Origin of the sequence: Clostridium thermobutyricum (genome assembly GCF_000371465.1) — a bacterium.
GTDB classification, from domain to species: Bacteria; Bacillota; Clostridia; order Clostridiales; family Clostridiaceae; genus Clostridium; species Clostridium thermobutyricum.
The window spans coordinates 2,081,902-2,104,357 of sequence record NZ_KB850956.1 but is presented as its reverse complement, the minus strand read 5'-3'; the positions used below and the strand labels follow the sequence as shown (position 1 = coordinate 2,104,357).

Annotated in this window: 18 protein-coding genes; 14 read left to right on the top strand and 4 right to left on the bottom strand. The window is 28.4% G+C overall.

Annotated features, from left to right (window positions below; genetic code table 11):
- Positions 1–43: 43 nt before the first annotated feature.
- The 4 genes from rpsA to hcp (HMPREF1092_RS09795) all read left to right on the top strand — a co-directional run bounded on the left by rpsA (position 44) and on the right by hcp (HMPREF1092_RS09795) (position 5,313).
- Positions 44–1,219 (top strand): 30S ribosomal protein S1, encoded by a 1,176-nt coding sequence (gene rpsA, locus HMPREF1092_RS09810; RefSeq protein ID WP_002598514.1) that lies wholly within the window; start codon positions 44–46, stop codon positions 1,217–1,219.
- Between the two features lie 257 nt (positions 1,220–1,476).
- Positions 1,477–1,665 (top strand): ferredoxin, encoded by a 189-nt coding sequence (locus tag HMPREF1092_RS09805; RefSeq protein WP_002598513.1) that lies wholly within the window; start codon positions 1,477–1,479, stop codon positions 1,663–1,665.
- A gap of 108 nt (positions 1,666–1,773) precedes the next feature.
- Positions 1,774–3,468 (top strand): hydroxylamine reductase, encoded by a 1,695-nt coding sequence (gene hcp / locus HMPREF1092_RS09800; protein ID WP_002598512.1) that lies wholly within the window; start codon positions 1,774–1,776, stop codon positions 3,466–3,468.
- A 183-nt stretch (positions 3,469–3,651) separates the two neighbouring features.
- Complete coding sequence (hcp, locus tag HMPREF1092_RS09795) at positions 3,652–5,313, top strand: hydroxylamine reductase (protein ID WP_002598511.1); 1,662 nt, start codon at positions 3,652–3,654, stop codon at positions 5,311–5,313.
- A 190-nt stretch (positions 5,314–5,503) separates the two neighbouring features.
- On the opposite strand, the gene HMPREF1092_RS09790 is transcribed toward hcp (HMPREF1092_RS09795), so the two are convergent.
- The 4 genes from HMPREF1092_RS09790 to pyk form a co-directional block, all read right to left on the bottom strand.
- Entirely contained in the window at positions 5,504–5,788 is a 285-nt protein-coding gene (locus tag HMPREF1092_RS09790; RefSeq protein ID WP_002598510.1) for a cupin domain-containing protein, read from the bottom strand.
- Positions 5,789–5,946: 158 nt separating this feature from the next.
- Positions 5,947–6,309: an FAD-binding oxidoreductase gene (locus tag HMPREF1092_RS09785; RefSeq protein ID WP_051070323.1), complete on the bottom strand. Its 363-nt coding sequence runs from the start codon at positions 6,307–6,309 to the stop codon at positions 5,947–5,949.
- A gap of 114 nt (positions 6,310–6,423) precedes the next feature.
- Positions 6,424–7,131, bottom strand: a complete 708-nt coding sequence (locus HMPREF1092_RS09780) for a Crp/Fnr family transcriptional regulator (protein ID WP_002598508.1) — start codon at positions 7,129–7,131, stop codon at positions 6,424–6,426.
- A 579-nt stretch (positions 7,132–7,710) separates the two neighbouring features.
- Positions 7,711–9,129 (bottom strand): pyruvate kinase, encoded by a 1,419-nt coding sequence (pyk, locus tag HMPREF1092_RS09775; RefSeq protein WP_002598507.1) that lies wholly within the window; start codon positions 9,127–9,129, stop codon positions 7,711–7,713.
- A 162-nt stretch (positions 9,130–9,291) separates the two neighbouring features.
- Between pyk and HMPREF1092_RS09770 the strand changes: the two genes are divergently transcribed.
- From HMPREF1092_RS09770 to HMPREF1092_RS09725, 10 genes are all read left to right on the top strand, one after another.
- Positions 9,292–10,743, top strand: a complete 1,452-nt coding sequence (locus HMPREF1092_RS09770; RefSeq protein WP_002598506.1) for an aminoacyl-histidine dipeptidase — start codon at positions 9,292–9,294, stop codon at positions 10,741–10,743.
- Between the two features lie 91 nt (positions 10,744–10,834).
- Entirely contained in the window at positions 10,835–11,014 is a 180-nt protein-coding gene (locus tag HMPREF1092_RS09765) for an HTH domain-containing protein (RefSeq protein WP_002598505.1), read from the top strand.
- A 285-nt stretch (positions 11,015–11,299) separates the two neighbouring features.
- Positions 11,300–12,076, top strand: a complete 777-nt coding sequence (locus HMPREF1092_RS09760; protein ID WP_002598504.1) for a hypothetical protein — start codon at positions 11,300–11,302, stop codon at positions 12,074–12,076.
- 188 nt (positions 12,077–12,264) lie between these two features.
- The gene (locus tag HMPREF1092_RS09755; RefSeq protein WP_002598503.1) at positions 12,265–12,834 is read left to right on the top strand and encodes a Maf-like protein; all 570 of its coding nucleotides are present in this window, start codon (positions 12,265–12,267) and stop codon (positions 12,832–12,834) included.
- A gap of 34 nt (positions 12,835–12,868) precedes the next feature.
- On the top strand, positions 12,869–13,561 hold the full coding sequence (radC, locus tag HMPREF1092_RS09750; RefSeq protein ID WP_002598502.1) for a RadC family protein: 693 nt from the start codon (positions 12,869–12,871) through the stop codon (positions 13,559–13,561).
- Between the two features lie 20 nt (positions 13,562–13,581).
- Positions 13,582–14,598, top strand: coding sequence for a rod shape-determining protein (locus HMPREF1092_RS09745; protein WP_002598501.1), 1,017 nt, complete (start codon positions 13,582–13,584; stop codon positions 14,596–14,598).
- 2 nt (positions 14,599–14,600) lie between these two features.
- Entirely contained in the window at positions 14,601–15,452 is an 852-nt protein-coding gene (gene mreC / locus HMPREF1092_RS09740; RefSeq protein ID WP_002598500.1) for a rod shape-determining protein MreC, read from the top strand.
- A 12-nt stretch (positions 15,453–15,464) separates the two neighbouring features.
- A complete protein-coding gene (mreD, locus tag HMPREF1092_RS09735) occupies positions 15,465–15,965 on the top strand; it encodes a rod shape-determining protein MreD (RefSeq protein ID WP_002598499.1) in 501 nt (166 codons plus the stop codon).
- The gene (locus tag HMPREF1092_RS09730; RefSeq protein ID WP_002598498.1) at positions 15,962–19,003 is read left to right on the top strand and encodes a peptidoglycan D,D-transpeptidase FtsI family protein; all 3,042 of its coding nucleotides are present in this window, start codon (positions 15,962–15,964) and stop codon (positions 19,001–19,003) included. Before mreD ends, HMPREF1092_RS09730 begins: the two co-directional genes overlap by 4 nt.
- Positions 19,004–19,209: 206 nt before the next feature.
- The gene (locus HMPREF1092_RS09725) at positions 19,210–22,275 is read left to right on the top strand and encodes a penicillin-binding transpeptidase domain-containing protein (protein WP_002598497.1); all 3,066 of its coding nucleotides are present in this window, start codon (positions 19,210–19,212) and stop codon (positions 22,273–22,275) included.
- Positions 22,276–22,456: the final 181 nt, after the last annotated feature.

The following is a 22,456-nucleotide window of genomic DNA, read 5'->3' as shown; positions in this document are numbered from 1 at the left end:
TAGATTAGAATTAAATATGTATTATAAAAAAGGAGTGGATTGTATGAGTAATGAGAATACTATGCAAGAATTATTAGACCAATATGACGTAAAAACAATAAAAAAAGGTGATATTCTAGAAGGTACAATTATAAGTGTAGATTCAAAAGGTGCAAACGTTAATATAAATTATGCTTTTGATGGTTTCATATCTAGAGATGAAATAAGTACTAAGGAAGTAAATCCAACTGAAGAATTAAAAGAAGGAGATAAAGTAAGAGTTATTGTTTTATCACCAAATGATGGAGAAGGATATGTTCTTCTTTCAAGAAAAAGTCTTTTAATTAAAGAAGAAAAAGAAGCTTTAAAAGCTGTATTAAAAGCAGAAAGAGAAGATATAAAAGATGCTTTTGATAATGATAAAGAAATAACTGTTCAAGTTAAAGAAGAAATTAAAGGTGGACTTTTATGTGCTTATGGAAAAACTAGAGTTTTCTTACCAGGTTCATTAATAAGCAGAACAAGAGTAAATGCTAAAGACTTTGTTGGAGACGAATTAGTAGTTAAAATAATAGAATTAGATTTCAAAAACAATAAGGTTGTAGCTTCAAGAAAAGTTATAGAAGAAGCTGAATATAAAAAGATGGAAGAAAAGAATTGGAATTCATTAAAAGAAGGAGAAAAAATAACAGGAACTGTTAAGAATACTACTAAATTTGGTGCTTTCGTAGAAGTTCTTCCAGGAGTTCAAGGGTTAATTCACATAAATGATTTAGCTTGGGAAAAAGTAAAGAGAGTTGAAGATGTAGTTAAAAAAGGAGATACTGTTGAAGTATTTATAGGAAGTGTTGATAAAGAAAATAAAAGACTTTCACTTGTATTAAAAGATAATCTTCAAGAGCCTTGGACATTATATGGACCAGAAATAAAAGTTGGTGGAGTTTTTGAAGGTACAGTTAGAAAACTTGCTAAATTTGGAGCTTTTGTAGAAATATTTAAAGGTGTTGAAGGATTAGTTCACTTATCAGAAATAACTGATGATGTTATAAAAGACCCAGCAGAAGCTCTTCATACAGGAGACAAAGCAAAGGTTAAAGTATTAAGCATAGATGTTGAAAATAAAAAACTTTCACTTAGCATAAAAGATGCAGCTGAAAAAAGTAAAGAATATGTTCAATATGTAGATTCAAGTGAAGATGATGTAACTCTTGGAGATATGTTTAAGGATTTATTCAAATAAAAAACATATTAAAAGCTCTATAGCATGAAAATGCTGTAGAGCTTTATTTTATAATAACAAAAGATAAATACCAATATAGCTGTAAAGTGTTTATATAATTAAAAATTATATACATAAATATATGTAAGACAGACTTTTCAAATATGAAAAAGTCTTTTTTTTATAAAATTTTAAATAGGTGATTTAAATCACATATTATAAAAGTCAATTTTAATAGAATAATAACTGCAAACGAGATAAGTAAGGAGTGTTTAGAAATGAAAGCAAGAGTAGATAAAGATACTTGTATTGGATGTACTTTATGTACAGCTGTATGTCCAAGCATTTTCTCAATGGAGGATGATGGGAAATCTGTAGCAAAAGATGTTGAATTAGATAATGAAACACTTATAGATGCTAGAGAAGCAGAAAGTCAATGTCCAGTGGGAGCTATAAGTGTAGAATAATAAATTCTAACTAAATATATAGTACTAATTAAAATAAGCGATTTTTTAAATTGAAACTTAGCAAAAGATAAAATTAATACACGGAATTTTAATACGGAGGAAATAATAATGGGATTATTTTTTAGAAAAAAGTCAGATGAAAAAATGACTAGAGAAGAAATGCAAAAAATGTTTTGTTTCCAATGTCAAGAAACAGCTGGAAACAAAGGTTGTACAGTAAGAGGAGTATGTGGTAAAGATGCTGAACTTGCTGGATTACAAGATGTTTTAATATATGTTGTTAAAGGAATCTCAGAAATTGCAACAAGAGGAAGAGAAGTAGGAATAGACAATAAAGAAGTTAATACTTTTGTAGTTGAATCTTTATTCGCAACTATAACTAATGCAAACTTTGATGATGAAGTATTTATAACAAGAATAAAATCAGCATTCTCTTTAAGAGATTACTTAAAAGAACAAATAAAAGCAGCTAATGGTAACTTAGAAAACTTATCAGATGCAGCTACATGGACTTGTAGTACTTTAGAAGAAATGAAAGAAAAAGCACCTAAAGTTGGAGTTTTATCAACAGAAAATGAAGATATAAGAAGTCTTAGAGAACTTATAGTTTATGGAGCTAAAGGATTAAGTGCATACTTAAAACATGCATTAGTATTAGGATACTATAATTCTGAAATTGATGCTAATATGCAAGCTGCACTTGCAAAAACTTTAGATAATTCATTAACAGTTGATGACTTAGTTGCATTAACACTTGAAATGGGTAAATATGGAGTAGATGGTATGGCATTATTAGATAAAGCTAATACTGAAAGCTATGGACACCCAGAAATAACTGAAGTTAATATAGGTGTTGGAAAGAACCCTGGAATTTTAATAAGTGGACATGACTTAAAAGATATGGAACAATTATTAAAACAAACAGAAGGAACTGGAGTAGATGTTTACACTCATAGTGAAATGTTACCAGCTAACTACTATCCAGCATTTAAGAAATATAAACACTTTGTAGGAAACTACGGAAATGCATGGTGGAAACAAACAACTGAATTTGAAAGCTTTAATGGTCCAATATTAATGACTACAAACTGCTTAGTTCCACCAAAAGATTATTACAAAGATAGAGTTTACACAACAGGAGTTGTAGGTTTTGAAGGATTAAAACATATTCCTAAAAAAGCTGATGGAACAAAAGACTTCTCAAGCATAATTGAACATGCTAAAAAATGTAGTGCACCAGTTGAAATAGAAAAAGGTAAAATAGTTGGTGGATTTGCACATGAACAAGTATTTAAACTAGCTGATAAAGTAGTAGAAGCAGTTAAAAATGGAGACATAAAGAACTTCTTTGTTATGGCTGGATGTGACGGAAGAGCTAAATCAAGAAATTACTACACAGAATTTGCTCAAAAATTACCTAAAGATGCAGTTATATTAACAGCAGGATGTGCAAAATATAAATATAATAAATTAAACTTAGGAGATATAAATGGAATTCCTAGAGTTTTAGATGCAGGACAATGTAATGATTCATATTCATTAGTATTAATTGCATTAAAATTAGTAGAAGCATTTGGACTTAACAATGTTAATGAACTTCCATTACACTATAACATTGCTTGGTATGAGCAAAAAGCTGTAATAGTATTATTATCATTATTATACTTAGGAGTTAAAGACATTCACTTAGGACCAACATTACCTGCATTCTTATCACCAAATGTAGCTAAAGTTTTAGTTGAAAACTTTGGAATAGCTGGAATCACAAATGTAGATGATGATATGAAAATATTCTTAGGATAAGCTAAACACTTTAAAATAAATATATATAACTTAAACTACGTTAGAAATAAAATTCTAGCGTAGTTTTTTTAAATTATATATTTTTATAAATTTAAAGTAATTTTGATAATGCTAAATTTTTTGAATTTAAATTAGTCATTATGATAATACTAATTTTGAAATTTATAAAAGGAGTGAGTATAATTGGAAAATTCAATGTTTTGTTACCAATGTGAGCAAACAGTAGGGGGAAAAGGATGTACTAAAATGGGCGTATGCGGAAAATCTCCTGAAATAGCAGCTCTTCAAGATCTTCTTATATATCAATTAGAAGGAATTAGTTGCTATGCTAAATATATAATAGATAAAGGTGAAAAAGTTGATGTAAAATTTTCTAAATTTATAGAGGACTCATTATTTACTACATTAACAAATGTTAACTTTGACCCTGATACACATATAAAACTTCTACAAAAATCACAAGAATTAAAAGATGAACTTAAATCTAAGGCAGAAGAATTAAATTTTAATTGCGATAGAGAGCAAGTTACTTATAAACTAAGTGATAGTAAAAGCAAATTATTAGAAGATGCTAAATTAGCTAGATTAGATAGAGATACAGATGAAGACCCAGATGTAAGGTCACTTAAACATACAATTTTATATGGATTAAAAGGAATAAGTGCTTATGGACATCAAGCTAGATTTTTAAATTATACTAGTAAAGAAGTAGATAAATTTTACTTTGAAGCATTAGCAGCAATAACTAATCCAGAATTAACATTAACAGAAGCAATTGAACTTATGACTAAAACAGGAAATATGAGTTTAGAAGTAATGAAAGTTTTAGATGATGCAAATACTACTTCATATAAAAATCCAGAGCCTACAAAAGTTAATGTAAATATTAAAAAAGGACCATTTATAATTATATCAGGGCATGATTTAAAAGATTTAGAAATGCTATTAGAACAAACAAAGGATAAAGGAGTCAATGTTTATACTCACGGTGAAATGTTACCAGCTCATGGATATCCAGAATTAAAGAAATATCCACATTTAGTAGGAAATTTCGGAAGTGCATGGCAAAATCAACAAAGAGAATTTGATGATATTCCAGGTTGTATACTTATGACAACAAACTGTCTTATGAGACCAAGAGAATCTTATAAAGATAGAATCTATTCTACTAACGTAGTTGGTTGGGAAGGAGTAGAACATATAAAAACTTTAGAAGATGGAACTAAAGATTTTTCAAAAATTATACAAAAAGCAATAGAACTTGGTGGATTTAAAGAGGACCAAGAAGTTAAGGAAATAATAGTTGGATTTGGGCATGAAGCAACTTTAAAAAATGCAGATGCAATAGTTAATGGAGTTAAAAATGGAGCTATAAAACATTTCTTTGTTATAGGTGGATGTGATGGTGCAAAACCTGGAAGAAACTATTATACAGAATTTGCACAAAAAGTTCCTGAAGATTGTATAATATTAACACTTGCTTGTGGAAAATACAGATTTAATAAATTAGAGTTTGGAGATATAAATGGTATTCCAAGACTTTTAGATATTGGTCAATGTAATGATGTTTATTCAGCAACAAAAATAGCATTATCTTTAAGTGATGTATTTAAATGTGATGTAAATAAATTACCTTTATCAATAGTTTTATCTTGGTATGAACAAAAAGCAGTTGCAGACCTTTTAGCACTTTTAGCTTTAGGAATAAAAGGAATGATACTTGGACCAAGTCTTCCAGCATTTATAACACCAAATGTTCTTCAATATCTAATTGAAAATTATGAGTTAAGGCCAATTTCAACAGCAGAGGAAGATTTAAAGGATTTATTAGAAAATACTATATAATAAATAAAAGAGAGTACTAAAATTTTAGCACTCTCTTTTTAAGATGAATAGTTTTTATGTATATATAAACTCTAATTAATTTAAATTCTAAAGGGTTATAGGATTTAAATTAATTAGAAGTAAATATTAATTTGAAAAATTCTAATTAATTTTATGTTATTTTCTAATTTAAATTAATTAAAAATAAATACTATAGTCCTATAAATACAAGAACTTTACTTTTTTCTTCAGCTATAACATTGTGTGTATGTCTAGCATCAAAAGGAAGAAAATCATTTTTTTCAAGTAAACAGCTTTCACCATCTACAAAATTAAATGAAACTTTTCCTTCAAGAACTTGGATAGCTGCATCTCCATCATGGTGATGATTAGGTAAGCCTTTTCCAGGTTCAAATTCAAAGTACATTACTTTAAAGCTTTCATTTTTAGTTAACATTAATTTAGCTTCTTTTATTTCACTTAAGTTTAATTTCATAATAATAACCTCCTAATTAAATATAAATATCTATAATTAAAATCTTCTAAAATTTTACAGTTAGAATTTATAAAATTCCAATCGTAGAAGTAAAAAGAATAGGGATTAAATTTAGTATGATAATTTTATAATTTCAATAACTAATAAAATTTTAGAAGTTACATAAGTACCTTTCCTTTAGGAACTGTACATTCAATAGTATCGCCAATCTGTATAGTATTAGATATATAATTACTCATTTTTCCGTTTTCTATAAGGTCTATGGTCAATCTATAAAAATCAGTATTTGGGATACATGAAATGTTATATAATCTTATTAAGTTGTTAAATCTAATACCAACAAATTGACCAGGTTTAGGAAGGGTTATTTTAGAACCATCCTTTGGTTTTATGTATATAGAAACTACTGAATCACTTTCATAATCTTTCTTATATACTACAAAATCTTTGAAGCCTTTCCAATAATAAGTTGGTAAATCATTAATCTGAATTTTATTTTTCATATCAATCTTTCCATTCATATTATTTGCTACACTTAGAGTATATAAATATTAGAGTTATAAATATGTGATTCAACTCACTTTAAAATAATTACTAAATTAATTGCTATTTTAAAATAAATTATTTAAATAAAATTAAACTAATTCCTTAAGATATTCTATATCTTTAATTTTGATTTTTTTAGAATGAACTTCTATAATATCTAATTTTTCAAGATAAGAAAGTTTTCTACTTAAAGTTTCTCGTGCAATACCACAATAATTTGCAATATCCTCACGATTAAGTGGTAAATTTATTAATATTTCAGAGTTATTATCATAACTATAATCACTTGCAAATTTTAATAATATATTTGCTATTCTACTTTCAGGAACATTAGATGCTAAATTAGTTGAAAGGTTTTGAACATCTTTAAGCTTTTTATTTAAACCATCTAAAAGTTTTAAAGCTATTTGAGGATTTTTAGTTATTATTTTTTCTAAATCACCTCTAGAAATAGTACATACCTCTAAGTCTTGAATTGCTATAGCAGAAACATTCATTGCATGGGAATCTCCAATTATATTATTTTCACCAAAGAAATCTCCAACACCTAAAATATCAATAATTTGTTCCTTACCATCAAAAGTATTTTTAGTTAGTTTTACTAATCCATTACTTACTATAAAAAGTTTAGATATTTCATCTCCCTCTGAGAAAAGAACATCACCTTTTTTAAAGTGACCATGTTCACGTAAGTCTATTATTTGTTCTAATTCGTTTCTAGATAGAGAAGTGAAAATAGGAATTTCTTGAGCATAAAGCCTTTTTTCACATCTATCACAACAAGCATTTATTTTCAAAATATTGCCTCCTTAAAATAAATATATATATTATTAGTATAAATGTTATAAAAATATTTTGTCGTGATAAAAGTTACAGAAATAAAGTAAATTTTAGTAATTAGATCTACATTTATGTAATTTTAATATTAATTATTCATAAAGTGATATATATAAATTTATTTAGTAATCAATAGTGATATATAGAAATAAATTTGGCATTAAAAAATAAAATGAATAAAAAATTTTTTGATTGTTTGATTTAAATCATATCTTTATTCTAAAAATTAGAATAAAATAATAATCGAAAGATATTTTTTAGGGATGTACATACGCTCATAATGTACAGATTTACTATAATTCGAAAATATTCTCAAAAGGGCTAAATATTTTTCAAAAGCTACATTTATTTATAGATGTAGCTTTTTTCGTTATAAAATTTATATGAATAGCTTAATACAAAAATAAATTTATCTATTAAATTTAAGTTATTTTAAAGAAATAAAATATGAAGTTATTGTGTTTATAGTATATGTATAATATAAAATTATATTAAAAAATAAAGCCCTACAATATAATTTGTAGAGCTTTATTTTATGATTAAATTTTTTCTATTTTTAACATATTAGTTCCACCTACATGAGCAGTTGGCATACCAGCAGCAACTATTATTTCATCATCTTTATTTATGAAATTATAAGAAGCTGCTATTTTTTTAGCTTCGTTTAATATTTCATCAGTAGTTTTGAAATTATCACAGTGAGCTGGAATAACTCCAAAGTTCAATGCTAATCCACGTCTAACATGAGCATGAGGAGTAATTGCTATAATATAAGATTTAGGTCTATATTTAGATATTAGTCTTGCAGTTGCACCACTTTGAGTTGCAGCTACAATTGCCTTAGCATTAATTGAATTAGCTGTTCTACAAGCAGAATAACTTATAGCATCAGCAAAGGAGTCAGATTGAATATTAAGATTTGGATTTTGTAGATGTTCATAGCCTAAATGAGCTTCTGTTTCTAATGCAATTCTAGACATTGTCTTAGCAGCTTCTATTGGGAAATTACCTGAAGCACTTTCTCCACTAAGCATAATAGCATCAGTTCCATCAAATATTGCATTACATATATCACAAGCTTCAGCTCTTGTAGGAAGTGAATTCCTAATCATTGAATCAAGCATTTGAGTTGCTGTTATAACAACTTTACCTGCTAAATTACATTTTTTAATGATGCTTTTTTGAATTATAGGAACTTTTTCTATAGGAATTTCTATTCCCATGTCCCCACGAGCAACCATAACAGCATCAGTTACTTTTAAGATTGAATCTATATTTTCTACACCTTCTTGGCTTTCTATTTTTGCGATTATTTTTATATTTTCTCCACCGTGGGAATCTAATATTTGTCTTATTTCTAATATATCTGTGTCTTTTCTTATAAATGAAGCAGCTATAAAGTCAACTTTATTTTGGCATCCAAATATAATGTCTTCTTTATCTTTTTCAGTAACAGAAGGTAAATTAATTGAAATATTAGGAACATTAACACCTTTGTGATTTTTAATAACTCCGCCAACTTCAACAATACACTTTATTTCTTTGCCAACAATTTCTTCAATTTTGAAAACAAGGACTCCATCATCAACAAGGATTTGTCCTCCAGGTTTGACATCTAAATAAAGTTCATCATAAGTAACAGAGCATCTAGTATTATCACCTAAAATTTCTTCACCACAAATAAAAGAGAATTTATCACCTTTATTTACAGTTGCTCCATCATTTTTGAAATTATGAGTTCTAATTTTAGGACCCTTAATATCAAGAATTATTGAGGTAGTAGTTTTCATCTCATCTCTAAGTCTTTTGATTAAATCAATTTTTTCTTTATGGCTTTCATGTGTACCATGAGAAAAATTAAGTCTTGCAGCACTCATACCAATTTTTATGAATTCTCTTAAGACTTCTTCATTATCACTAGCTGGACCGATTGTAAAAATCATTTTTGTTTTTTGCATACATCTCACCTCATTAAATATAAATTTAATAATTTTAGTATTATCCTTCATTATTATGTGTAAACTTTTATTAAAGTAATTATAGAATTATTATAATCATGTGCTATACTAAAATTATCCACAAGTTAATTTTAACACTAAATTAGAAAGGATGAAATAAAAATGGGAATATTAAGTAATTTAGAACCAAAATCTGTATTTAATTATTTTGAAGAAATATCAAAAATACCAAGAGGATCAGGAAATGAAAAAGCTATAAGCGATTACTTAGTTTCATTTGCAAAGAATTTAGGATTAGAAGTAATTCAAGATGAAACATTAAATATAGTAATAAAAAAACCAGCAACTAAAGGTTATGAAAATGCTCCAGGTGTTATACTTCAAGGACACATGGATATGGTTTGTGAAAAAAATAAAGGAACAGAGCATGACTTTGAAAAAGATCCTTTAAAACTAAGAATTGAAGGAGATAACATATTTGCAACAGGAACTACTCTTGGAGCAGATAATGGAATAGCAGTAGCTTATGGAATGGCTATATTAGCTAGTAATGAAATAGAACATCCAGCTTTAGAACTTCTTTTAACTGTAGATGAAGAAACTGGAATGACTGGTGCAATGAACATAAATGCTAAAGATGTTGATGGAAAAATTCTATTAAATCTTGATTCAGAAGAAGAAGGAGAACTTCTTTTAAGCTGTGCAGGAGGAATAAGAAGTAAATCAACTATAAAAGTAGAAAATGAAAAAGTTTCAGAAGGATTCACTGCTTTAGAAGTTAAATTAAGAGGACTAAAGGGTGGACACTCAGGAATGGAAATAAATAAAGGTCGTGGAAACTCAAATAAATTAATGGGTAGACTTTTAAAAGGATTAAATGATAAATATGATTTAAGATTAGCTCACATAGAAGGTGGTTCAAAAAATAATGCTATTCCAAGAGAAGCAGATGCAATATTCTTTGTACCAAGTGGAGATGTTAAAAACATTAAGGAAGAAATAGCTAAATTTGAAGAAATGTTTAAACATGAATTAAGAGTTCAAGATCCAGATGTAACTATAGAAATTTCAGAAGCTACTAATAATGGAGAAGCATTTACTAAAGATGTAACTGATAGAGTTATAAATCTTTTATATCTTTACCCAAATGGTGTAAATACAATGAGCAAGAGCATGCATGGATTAACAGAAAGCTCAACTAACTTAGGAATAGTTAGTACAGAAAATGGAGAAGTTGTTTATGACAGTGCTATAAGAAGTTCAGTAGGTTCTTTAAAAGAACAAATAACTTTAAGAGCAAAAACTATTACAGAACTTTTAGGTGGAGTATTTACAACAAATGCAGGATATCCAGAATGGGAATACAATCCTAATTCAAAAATAAGAGAAATTTGTGTAGATGTTTATAAGAGAATGAATGGAGAAGAACCAAAATTAACAGCAATTCATGCTGGAGTTGAATGTGGTTTATTTAAAGAAAGACTTGGGGATTTAGATATGATAAGCTTTGGTCCAAATCTTTATGATGTTCATACACCAAACGAACATATGAGCATAAAATCAGTTCAAAATGTTTGGGCTTATCTTTTAGAAATCTTAAAAGAAATAAAATAATAAAATATATTAGTGAATAATAATTATTGAAATGTCTTTGAATCTGGAATATAATAGAAAATAATATTTTTTATTATGGAGGTTTAAAAATATGGATATAAAAGAAAAAGTATTAGAAGTTTTAAATAATTCAGAGGAACCTTTAAAAGGTGGTCAAATAGCTGAGGTTTCTGGAATAGATAAAAAAGAAATTGATAAAGCTATTAAAGAATTAAAAAAAGAAGAAAAAATAATCTCACCTAAGAGATGTTTTTATTCAATAAATAAATAGACTTAATAATAAAATTTATAATTTTACATATAATAAGTTAGAAATTTTAAGTCTTATATTAAACAAAGTTAATTAAAACTTTATAAGATAAAATAATTAGAAGTTACCTTAAGATAAATTAATTTTAAGGTAACTTTTTTATTATAAAAATAAAGAAGATATAATCAATATAAGAATTAACGAAATTTATTTTAACTAGATATTTTATAAAATTATATAACATAATGAATATTATTGCCTTTCTAAGAATATATTTAGATATAAGAATTAATGGGGAGGGGAAAAATGAGATATACAAGATATAACAACAACCATAATAACCATAATAGAAGAGGAAGAGGCCCAAAAAATAATTTCTTTTTTCTAGGGTTATTAATTTGTATTCCACTTGCTATAGGAATAGGAATGATATTTGGACCTATGTTATTCGAAGATAAAAGTGGAGAAGGTAATAATCCACCAGAAAAAGTTACTGATGCCTCAAGCGAAGTTAAGGATGAAGGAAGTAAAGAAGCCGATAAATCAAAACAAGAACCAGTAGAAGCTCCAAAAGATGATAATACTGAAAAAGAAAATTTCTATATAATACAATGTGGTGTTTATGGAAAGGAAGAAAATGCTAAAACAGCATTAGAAAAAATTCCAGAAGGTTATAATAAACTTATAGCAAAAGAAAATGACAAATTTAAAGTTATAGCAGGAGTTTATAATGAGGAAGATTCTAAGAAAAAATCAGAAGAATTAACTAAAAGCCAAGTAGAAAATGTTAGAGTTAAATCAGAAATTCCAGTTAAAGATGAAAATTCTATTAAAATAGTTAAAATAGCAAAAGCATATATGGATGTATTGAAAAAATTTGAAAATGAAGAAACTAAAAGTGTAAATACAGAAGAATTTAAAAAATGGACTAATGAATTAAAAACTGACGGTAATTTAGAAGAAAATGAAGAGGTTAAAAATTTAAAGAAACATATAGAAGAATTACCAAAAGATTTACAAAGAAAAGATAGTGAAAAATCTTCGGAATTTTTATACAATATATTAAATAAATACCGCATTTAGCGTAAATCTTAAAAAAAAATTAAAAGAAGTAAAGCTACTTGTTAAGGTGGCTATAAAATGATAAACTAATTAAGGTGTAGTATTTAGGTGAACTACACCTTAAATTGCGTTATTTAATATATTATTTTTGAATATATATGACTAATATTTGAGAATAATATCATTAATAAGCTTTTTAGGAGGAAAATATGAAATTTATATTAGCTTCTGGTTCAGAAAGAAGACAAGAGCTACTTAGAAGAATAGTAAAAGATTTCGATGTTAAAGTTAGTAACTTTGATGAGGATGAAGTAATATTCAAAGGAGACTTAAATAGCTATGTTGAGGAATTAGCTATAAAAAAAGGGGAAGCTATATTAGAAAATGTTGATGAAGATTCAATAATTATATCAGCAGATACATTAGTTTCATATTCTAATAACATTTTAGGAAAACCAAAAGATAAAGAAGATGCTTTTAGAACTCTTAAAACTTTAAGTGGAAAAGTTCATAAGGTGTATTCTGGAGTTTCAATTTACAATACTAAAACAAAAGAAAGGTTAACTACTAGCTTATGTACAGAAGTTAAATTTTCAGAGTTAGAAGATAACCAAATAAGAGAGTACATAGAAAGTGGAGAGCCACTTGATAAAGCGGGATCTTATGGAATTCAAGGTTTTGGAGGAGTATTTGTTGAAGAAATAAAAGGTTGTTACTATAATGTTGTAGGCTTACCTTTAAATGCAACAGCGAAACTGTTAAAAGATATTATAAAGTAAAGGTGGATGGGTATTCTAAATTAAGGAGAATTTTATGAAAGAAAAGACTTTGAAAATTTTAGACATACCTAAAAGTGAAAGACCTCAAGAAAAATTAATATCTCAAGGTGCAAGCGTACTTACAAATACAGAACTTTTAGCTTTAATACTTAGAACTGGAGTTAAAGGTGAAAATGTAATAAATTTAAGCCAAAGAATAATAAATGAATTAAATGGTTTAGATGGAATATTAACTGCTTCACTAGAAGATATAAAAAGTATCAGAGGAATTAAAGATTCAAAAGGAAGTCAAATATTGGCTTTAGCGGAACTTGTTAAACGGATAAAAACTTTAAAAACAAAAGAATTAAATCCTAGAATAAGCAATCCCAAAGAATTAGCAAAGCTTTTATATCCAGAAATGAGTTGTTTAAACCAAGAAATTTTAAAATTGATAGTTTTAAACACTAAAAACGAAATTGTAAAAACAAAAGATGTGTTCAAGGGAGGATTAAATTCATCACTTGTACACCCAAGAGAGATATTTAATGAAGCTATAAAATCTAGTGCTGCTTCAATAATTATAAGTCATAATCATCCTTCAGGAGACCCAACTCCTAGTAAGGAAGATATAGCAATTACTAAAAGACTAAGTGATTGTGGAAAGCTGTTAGGAATAAACTTAACAGATCACATAATAATTGGTAACAATAAATATGTGAGTTTAAGAGAAAAAGGAATTATATAACTGAAAGGGGAATTAAAAAAATGGGATTTTTCGGAACTAGTAAAGACATGGGAATAGATTTAGGGACAGCTAATACACTTGTATTTGTTAAAGGTAAAGGTGTAGTCTTAAGAGAACCATCAGTTGTTGCTATAAACAATACAACTAGAAAACCACTAGCAGTAGGTACTGAAGCAAAAATGATGATAGGAAGAACTCCAGGAAACATAGTTGCTATAAGACCATTAAGAGATGGGGTTATCGCTGACTTTGATATTGCCCATACAATGATTAAATCCTTAATAGAAAAAGGCGCAAGTAAAAGTGCATTTAAAGCTCCAAGAATAATAGTTTGTTATCCTTCAGGAGTTACAGAAGTAGAAAAAAGAGCAATTGAAGAAGCTACTAAGCTTGCTGGAGCTAGAGAAGTTGTTCTTATGGAAGAGCCAATGGCAGCTGCAATAGGGGCAGGACTTCCAGTTAGTGAACCTACAGGAAGTATGATTGTTGATATCGGTGGAGGTACAACAGAAGTTGCTATAATTTCTCTAGGAGGAATTGTTACAAGTAAATCATTAAGAGTTGCTGGTGACGAATTAGATCAATCAATTATTGGTTATGTTAAAAAAGAATTTAATCTTATGATTGGTGAAAGAACAGCAGAACAAATTAAAATGGAAATTGGTTCAGCTTATGACATAGATGAAGAAAATAGGATTATGGAAATCAAAGGAAGAGATATGATAACTGGTCTTCCAAAAATAGTTGAAATTTCAGAATCACAAATAAGAGAAGCTCTTAAAGAACCTGTATATGCTATTATTGAATCTATTAAAACAACTCTAGAAAAAACACCACCAGAGTTAGCTGCTGATATAATGGAAAAAGGTATAATGCTAGCAGGTGGAGGAGCAATGTTAAAGGGATTGGATGAATTAATAACTAAAGAAACAAACATGCCGGTTCACATTGCAGAATCACCTTTAGATTGTGTTGTTTTAGGTGCTGGTAAAGCATTAGAAGACTTCGACAAGATAAGCAAGGAAGATAGATTATAGGAATGAGAGTTCGTAAAAACAAACTGGCAGTCACTGTTGTAGTGCTGTCAGTTGTATTTTTAGGATTAATCTTTTGGAGCTTTAAAAGTTCAGAAAGAAACATTATATCTAGTGGTGCTGGATCAGCATTAAATCCAATTCAAAAAATAACATATACAGTAAATTCAAAAATAAAGAGCTTTGTTGATCTTTGTTTAAACTTCACAGAAGTTAAAGATCAAAATATTAAGTTAGAAGCGGAAAATGCTCAACTTAAAAATCAACTTTTACAATATTCAGGACTTAAAGCAGAAAATGATCAGTTAAGAAAAGTCTTAGATTTCAAAACAGAAAATAGTGAATATAACTATATAGCTACACACATAATAGGATATAGCGGTGGAAATATACTAGATGGATATATAATTGATAGAGGTTCAGATAGTGGAATTCAAAAAGGTTATGTAGTTATAGGAGCAAATGGACTTGTAGGTCAAGTTACTTCAGTTGGAACTAACTGGTCTATAGTAAAGAGTATATTAAATGAAAATATTGCTGTAGCTGTTAAGATACAAAATACTAATGATAATACAGGTATTTTAAGAGGAGTTAGAGAAAATCAAACTCAAGCAATAGCTAAAGTTGAAAATATTCCAATGAATTCAAATGTAAAAGCAGGTGATACTGTAGTTACTTCTGGTTTAGGTGGAATATATCCAAAAGATATACTTGTTGGAACAGTTGAGTCTGTTACAGAAGATAAAATAAACATTATGAAAACTGCAACAATAAAACCAGCTGTTAACTTTAATCAAGCAGAAGATTTATTTGTAGTAGTACCAAAAAATACACGTGATATCAATTATAACAATTAAGAGGTGGCAATTATGAAAAGAATAATTACAATATTAATTTGTATAGTGCTACTAATAATTGATAACACTTTTGCACCTTTTATAGGAATAAAAGGTGCATATCCAAGTTTCTTATTTACTTTTGCAGTAGCATATTCACTAATTAACAATGAAAGAGAAGCTGTATTTATTGGGGTAGTAAGTGGTATTTTACAGGACATTTTCTTTTCAAATACAATAGGAATAAATGCGTTAACTAATATGTTAATTTGTTTACTTGTTTGGTATATAGGAAAGAGTGTGTTTAAAAGAAGAAAAATTGTGCCAGTAATTACTATGTTTTTAATTACTATTTTAAAACATTTATCAGTTTTTGCTATTTTCTCTATTTTGCATTACAAAATGGGAATAAGCATAGAGCAATTATTAATAGTTGCAATTTACAACTCAATAATAATGCTAATAGGATATAGATATGTTTTCAAATTCTCTAAACAAAAAGATAATTTGAGGAGTAAGTGGAGGCTTAGATGATAGTTAACAAACCAAAGAAGAGAAAAAGAAAAGGGATGTCTAGGTTTACTATCTTTAAAATAATAATGGCAGTGATTTTTACGGCAATATTAGGTAGGCTTTTGTATATTCAAGTTGTTGAACATACTTATTACAAAGATATTGCTAGTGAAAATGCTACCAGATTTATAACAGAAGAAGCTCCAAGAGGAGAGATACTAGACAATCAGGGAAATATTTTAGCAACTAATAGAGATATTTATAATTTAACTTACACAGTTCCATCAGTAGGACAAGTCGATTTTTATCCAACTATAAAAGAAGTATTTAGAATTATTAAAGAAAATAATGATAAACTTGTAAATAGTATGTTATTAAAAATGGATGATAAAGGTCAGTTATATTATGCATATAATTCAGATGCTGAAAATGTTAAAGAATACGAAAAAATAAGATACTTAAGAGATATAGGAATGAATGAAGAAATCCAAACAAATTTATTTGGTGATGAAATTCAAGCTATGTCACAACAACAAACTGATGAAATAAATAAAGAGTTATTAAAAGTTACACCAGATCAAGCTTTTTATTATTTAATTAAAGAATATAACATAATAAATCTTATTTATAAAGAGCCAGTACAACCTGCAAAAAATGCATCAGATGCAGAACAAAGTAAATATAAAGCAGAGATGCAAGAATTTAATATACAAATGAAAAAGTATAATAATATGTCAGGCGAAGAGTTATTAGGTTTATTAGAAAAAGCAGGTTACACAAAGAAACAAATATTAGATTATATTATTGTTAAAGATGAAATTAAAATGCAAAGTTTTAAAGGTGAAAGAACTGTAACTATTGCAACTGACATTAAGCAAAGTACTGCTTTTGATGTCTATCAAGAACTTGATAGACTTCCAGGAGTTAATGTTCAGATGCAACCAGTAAGATATTATCCTTATAACAACTTAGCTTCTTCAGTAATTGGATACTTAACACCAATTAGTAGCTCACAACAAGCACAATATGAACTACAAGGATATAATGTAAGTACAGCTTTAGTAGGAGCTTCAGGAATAGAAGCAGCTTATCAAAGTTATTTAAGAGGAGATACAGGTGGTAAAGTAGTAAAAGTTGATGCTCAAGGAAGAACAACTGCTACATTAGATACTATAAATCCATATCCAGGAGATAATGTTCATTTAACAATAAATAAAAATATCCAATATGCTGTTCAAGAATCATTAAAAGATACAATGGCATATGTTAGAGCAAATATGAGAGATAATTTAGGAGCTCACGATTATGGATTCCCTAATGCAACAAGAGGGGCAGCAATAGTTGTTAATGTTCATAATGGAAATATACTTGCTATGGCGAGTTATCCAAACTTTAATCCAAATCTTTTTGCTATACCAGGACAACTTACTAAGAAGCAATATGATGAATACTTTGATCCTAACTTAGAAGCTTTTGGTGAAAAGATAGCTAAAGAACCAGGGGTAACAATGACAGTAAATCAAATGTTCCCAATAGGACCAAATGGTCAAAGAGAAGATAAATACAATCTTTATCCAAAACCATTTTATAACTATGCAACAATGGGTGCTATACCTCCAGGATCAATATTTAAACCACTTACATCAGTTGCAGTAATGCAAGAAGGTTTATATAAACCAGGTGAATATTATGATGCACATGCAAAATTCAATCAATATCCACAAGTATTTGGTAAAGATTTCGATCCAGAAGGATGGTATGGAAAAGCTACTGGGCACGGATTTGGGCCAATAACATTACAAACTGCACTAGAAAGATCAAGTGACGTTTTCTATTATGATATGGGATATAGATTATATATGCATGCACTTCAAACTACTAAGTTAAAAGGGCAAGCAGCTCAAATTTATGCTTTAAACTCATTAGCAAGATGGGCTTGGAAATTCGGATTAGGTCATCCACCTAATCAGGAAACTGATGAGCCAACAGGAATAGAAATTCCAGAAAATAATTATGGTCAAACATATGATTTCCAAAGTTTTAAAGCAGATACAATCCTTTATTCAAGATTTAACTTAAATGATATTTTAACTAAAGGAGAATACGGAGCATTTGTTTTTGCACCATTTAGCATTGCTGAAAATCCAAAAGATTCTTCAGAAGTTGCTAAACTTAAAGAAGACATTAAAAATAAAATGTATACAAGACTTGAAGCAGTAGGTACTGATAAACCTCAACCAGATTTTGATGATTTCTATAAAGAAGTTTATCCAGATGTTCTTAAATTAATGCAAATATCACCAGAATATAAAGCTTCATTTGATGCATTTAAAGCTAAAAATCCAAATGCAACAATAGAACAACAAGCATATGAAGTTACTTATACTATTGCATCATTTACAATAGAACAACAAAACCAAATGTTATCACCAGCACAGCTTGTATATGCAGCTATAGGTCAAGGTATTAATCACTTTACACCTATACAACTTGCATCATATGTTACAGCACTTGCAAATGGTGGAACGAGATATAGATTACATCTTGTAAGTGAGGTTACAAGCCCAAATGGTCAAGTATTAGAAAAAACTCAGCCACAAATTTTAGATAAAATCCCTATGAGTAAATCAACTATTGACACAATTCACGAAGGAATGAGATTAGTTGACTCAGGACCTTATGGTACAGCTTTAACTGCATTTGGACATTTCCCAATTCCAACTGCAGGTAAAACAGGAACTGCCGATGTATCAGCAGACCAAAGATCATATGGTAGAGCTCCATATGCAACATATATTGGATTTGCACCATATAAAGATCCACAAGTTGCAGTAATGGTAGTAATGTATGATGGAGATATGGCTCAAATGGTTGCAAAAGCAGCTTATGAAGCATACTTCAAAAATGAACTATTAAAAATGCATTATTCATCACCAGGATTTACAAAATATGTTTTAGATGCTCCACCAGATAACTATCCAGGAAGTCAAGCAGCTAATGAAGCAGCGGCTAAGGAAAAACAACAAGCTGAGGCAAATAAAAAAGTGGGGATAAGTTAAATTAAATTAAAAAATCTGTAGAAAAAATAAATTTTCTACAGATTTTTTCTTTTGTAATTTAATATTTATGGTAGAATATTAATTAGGGGAAAAAATATTGAAGTAATTGTAAAAAACATTAATTTAATTGCATAAAAATAAAATTAAATTCATAATACATAAATTTTATGTGACAAAAGATGATTTTATATCAAGTGGAGGATTAGATGATAATAAATAAACCTAAGAAAAAGAAAAAACCAGTATCTAGATATACTGTTGTGAAATTCATAATGCTAGGTGTGTTTACTTTAATTGCTTTAAGGGTTCTTTATATACAAGTTTATAAACATAGTCACTATAAAGAAGTCGCAGATGAAAATGCAACTAGATTTATGGCACAAGAGGCCCCAAGAGGAGAAATTCTAGATGATAAAGGAAATATACTAGCGACTAATAAAGAAATATACAATATAACTTATACTATGCCATCTAATGGAGAAGCTGATTTTTATAAAACAATGGGGTTAGTATTCAATATACTAAATGAAAATGGTGAATCTCTAGAAGATGATATGATGTTGAAACTTGATAAAGATGGAAAATTTTATTTTGCATACAAGAGTACTTCACAAGAAGCTCAACAGCATGAAAAAATAAGATTTTTAAGAGATAGGGGTATGAATGAAAAGATTCAACATAAGTTATTTGGAGATGAAAATAGAGAGTTAACTGAAGCTGAAAATGCAGAAATTGATAAAGAACTTTTAAAAGTTACTCCAGAAGAAGCTTTCTACTACTTAATTAAAACTTACAATATAATAGACTTAGTTTGTCCAAAACCAGTACAAACTATTAAAGACCCAACGAAAGAACAAAAAAATGAATTTAATCAAAAAATGAATGACTACAATGAAAAAATGAAAAAATATAATAAAATGACTGGAGCAGAACAGTTACAAGTTTTATTAAAATCATATAAACTTTCAGACATAAGAAATTATGTAGTTGTTAAAGATGCAATGAAAATGCAAAGCTTCAAAGGTTATAGAGCCGTAACAATAGCAAATAATATAAAGAAGAGTACAGCATTTATAATTTATCAAAAACTAAATGAATTACCAGGAATAGATGTTAACTTACAACCAGTAAGATATTATCCTTATGATAATTTAGCATCTTCTGTACTAGGATATGTTTCACCAATAGCTAATTCTCTTAAGGATGAATATGAATTAAGAGGATATGATGTTAGTACAGACTTAGTTGGTAAAGCTGGAATAGAACAATCTTATGAGGATATGTTAAAAGGAGTAAAAGGTGGAAAAACTGTTAAAGTTAATTCACAAGGAAGAGTTACGGAAAACTTATTTAGTCTTGCTTCATATCCAGGAGATAATGTTAAATTAACTATAGATAAGAATGTTCAATATGCTACACAAGAAGCATTAAAAGATACTATAAACAATATAAGAACTAAAATAACAGATAACACAGGACATAGTTTCCCGAATGCAACAAGAGGAGCAGCCTTAGTTGTAGATGTTCATAATGGAAATATCCTTGCTATGGCAAGCTATCCAGACTATAATCCAAATATATTTGCAATACCAGGTCAGCTTACAAAAGAAGAATATGAGCAATATTTTAATCCTAACTTAGAAGAATTCGGTCAAACAGAATCTAAATTACCAGGAGTTAAAAAAACATTAGATGAATTATTCCCAAAATCATCTAATGGAGTTAGAGAAGATAAATATGATTTATATCCAAAACCATTCTATAATTATGCTACTTTAGGAGCTATACCACCTGGATCAATATTTAAGCCAGTTACAGCAGTAGCAGCTTTAGAAGAAGGCGTTGTAGGTCCAAATGAAACTGTAAATGCAACTGGAATATTTAATGTTCATCCAGATGTCTTTGGTAAATCTTTTGCTCCACAATGTTGGATATATACAGATTCACATGGAAGCCATGGACCTACAGATGTTGAAAAAGCACTTCAAGTTTCATGTAACTTCTATTTCTATGAAATGGGATATAGATTATATGAACATGCATTAAAAACAACAAACTTAAAAGGTGTTGATGCACAAATATATGCACTAGACTCTCTTGCAAGATGGGCTTGGAAATTTGGATTAGGACATGATCCAAATAGTCAATCAGATCCAACAACAGGAATTGAAATACCAGAGAATACTAGTGGGCAAGTATATAATTTCCAAAGCTATAAAGCTAATGCTATTCAATTCTCAAAATTTAATTTAAATAATTATTTAGAGAGTGGAGATTATAAAGGAATAAATAAATTTGCTCCATTTGACTTTGCAGCAAATAAAGCTGATTCACAACAGCTTTCTGATCTAAAGATAAAATTAAAGAAAATTATAAATGATAGATTAGAAGTAGTAGGAACTAATAAGGAAGCTTCTAGTTATGATCAATTCTATAAGGAAGTATATCCTATTGTTAAGCAAATAATGGAAGTATCACCTAAGTATAAGGAAAGTTTTGAAAATTATAAGAAAACACATCCTAATACAACAATTGATGCACAAGCAAAATTAGTTGCAACTACAATAGCTCAATTTACTATAAGAGATGTTGCAGGAGAAATTCTTTCACCAGCACAATTAATATATGCTGCAATAGGTCAAGGTATAAATCACTTCACACCAATACAACTTGCAGAATATATTTCTACTTTAGCAAATGGAGGAACTAGATATAAACTTCATTTAGTAAGTGAAGTAACAAATCCAGATGGAGGAGTTATTCAAAAAGTAGAGCCACAAGTTATAGAAAAATTAAATTTAAAACAATCTACTATAAATGCAGTTCATGAAGGTATGAGAAGAGCAAATGATGAAGATGGCGGTACAGCAGCATCAGTATTTGGTAACTTCCCAATTCCAACTGCAGGTAAAACTGGTACAGCTGATTATTCAGATAGCCAAAGAGATTTTGGTAGAGCACCTTATGCAACTTATGTAAGTTTTGCTCCATATGATAATCCTCAAATTGCATTCGTTGGTGTAATTTATGATGGAGGACATGGTGGATATACTGCAAATGTTGCAAGAGCAGCTTATGATGCTTACTTTAAGGATTATCTACTTAAAAATTATCCTGAATATTGTAATAGTTCACCTGCATTTAAGAGATATGTTTTAGATGCTCCAAAGGATAATTATCCAGGAAGTGCTGAAGGAGATGCTATGAAAAAAGAGCAAGAGCAGCAAAAACAAGAGCAAAAACAAATAATGAAGGATTTTAACAATAATTAAATAAAAAATTTGAAAAGTTACTCTGAGTAGACAAAAAATCTACTTAAGAGTAACTTTTTTTGTGCAAATTTTAAAATAACTATTCATTTAATTAAAAAAATATGGTAATATTATTAATAAGATGTTAATAATTAGTGAATTAAATGGACGTATAATAGAAGTAGGATTTTAGTTTTAAGGG

Bases quoted from the DNA above. Each gene is read 5' to 3' on its own strand.
- hcp (WP_002598512.1), top strand. From the start codon at position 1,774: ATGGGATTATTTTTTAGAAAAAAGTCAGATGAAAAAATGACTAGAGAA.
- HMPREF1092_RS09765 (WP_002598505.1), top strand. From the start codon at position 10,835: ATGGATATAAAAGAAAAAGTATTAGAAGTTTTAAATAATTCAGAGGAA.
- HMPREF1092_RS09725 (WP_002598497.1), top strand. From the start codon at position 19,210: ATGATAATAAATAAACCTAAGAAAAAGAAAAAACCAGTATCTAGATAT.
- HMPREF1092_RS09790 (WP_002598510.1), bottom strand. From the start codon at position 5,788: ATGAAATTAAACTTAAGTGAAATAAAAGAAGCTAAATTAATGTTAACT.
- HMPREF1092_RS09785 (WP_051070323.1), bottom strand. From the start codon at position 6,309: ATGAATGGAAAGATTGATATGAAAAATAAAATTCAGATTAATGATTTA.
- HMPREF1092_RS09755 (WP_002598503.1), top strand. From the start codon at position 12,265: ATGAAATTTATATTAGCTTCTGGTTCAGAAAGAAGACAAGAGCTACTT.
- rpsA (WP_002598514.1), top strand. From the start codon at position 44: ATGAGTAATGAGAATACTATGCAAGAATTATTAGACCAATATGACGTA.
- HMPREF1092_RS09730 (WP_002598498.1), top strand. From the start codon at position 15,962: ATGATAGTTAACAAACCAAAGAAGAGAAAAAGAAAAGGGATGTCTAGG.
- pyk (WP_002598507.1), bottom strand. From the start codon at position 9,129: ATGCAAAAAACAAAAATGATTTTTACAATCGGTCCAGCTAGTGATAAT.
- mreC (WP_002598500.1), top strand. From the start codon at position 14,601: ATGAGAGTTCGTAAAAACAAACTGGCAGTCACTGTTGTAGTGCTGTCA.
- HMPREF1092_RS09760 (WP_002598504.1), top strand. From the start codon at position 11,300: ATGAGATATACAAGATATAACAACAACCATAATAACCATAATAGAAGA.
- radC (WP_002598502.1), top strand. From the start codon at position 12,869: ATGAAAGAAAAGACTTTGAAAATTTTAGACATACCTAAAAGTGAAAGA.
- HMPREF1092_RS09770 (WP_002598506.1), top strand. From the start codon at position 9,292: ATGGGAATATTAAGTAATTTAGAACCAAAATCTGTATTTAATTATTTT.
- HMPREF1092_RS09745 (WP_002598501.1), top strand. From the start codon at position 13,582: ATGGGATTTTTCGGAACTAGTAAAGACATGGGAATAGATTTAGGGACA.
- mreD (WP_002598499.1), top strand. From the start codon at position 15,465: ATGAAAAGAATAATTACAATATTAATTTGTATAGTGCTACTAATAATT.
- HMPREF1092_RS09805 (WP_002598513.1), top strand. From the start codon at position 1,477: ATGAAAGCAAGAGTAGATAAAGATACTTGTATTGGATGTACTTTATGT.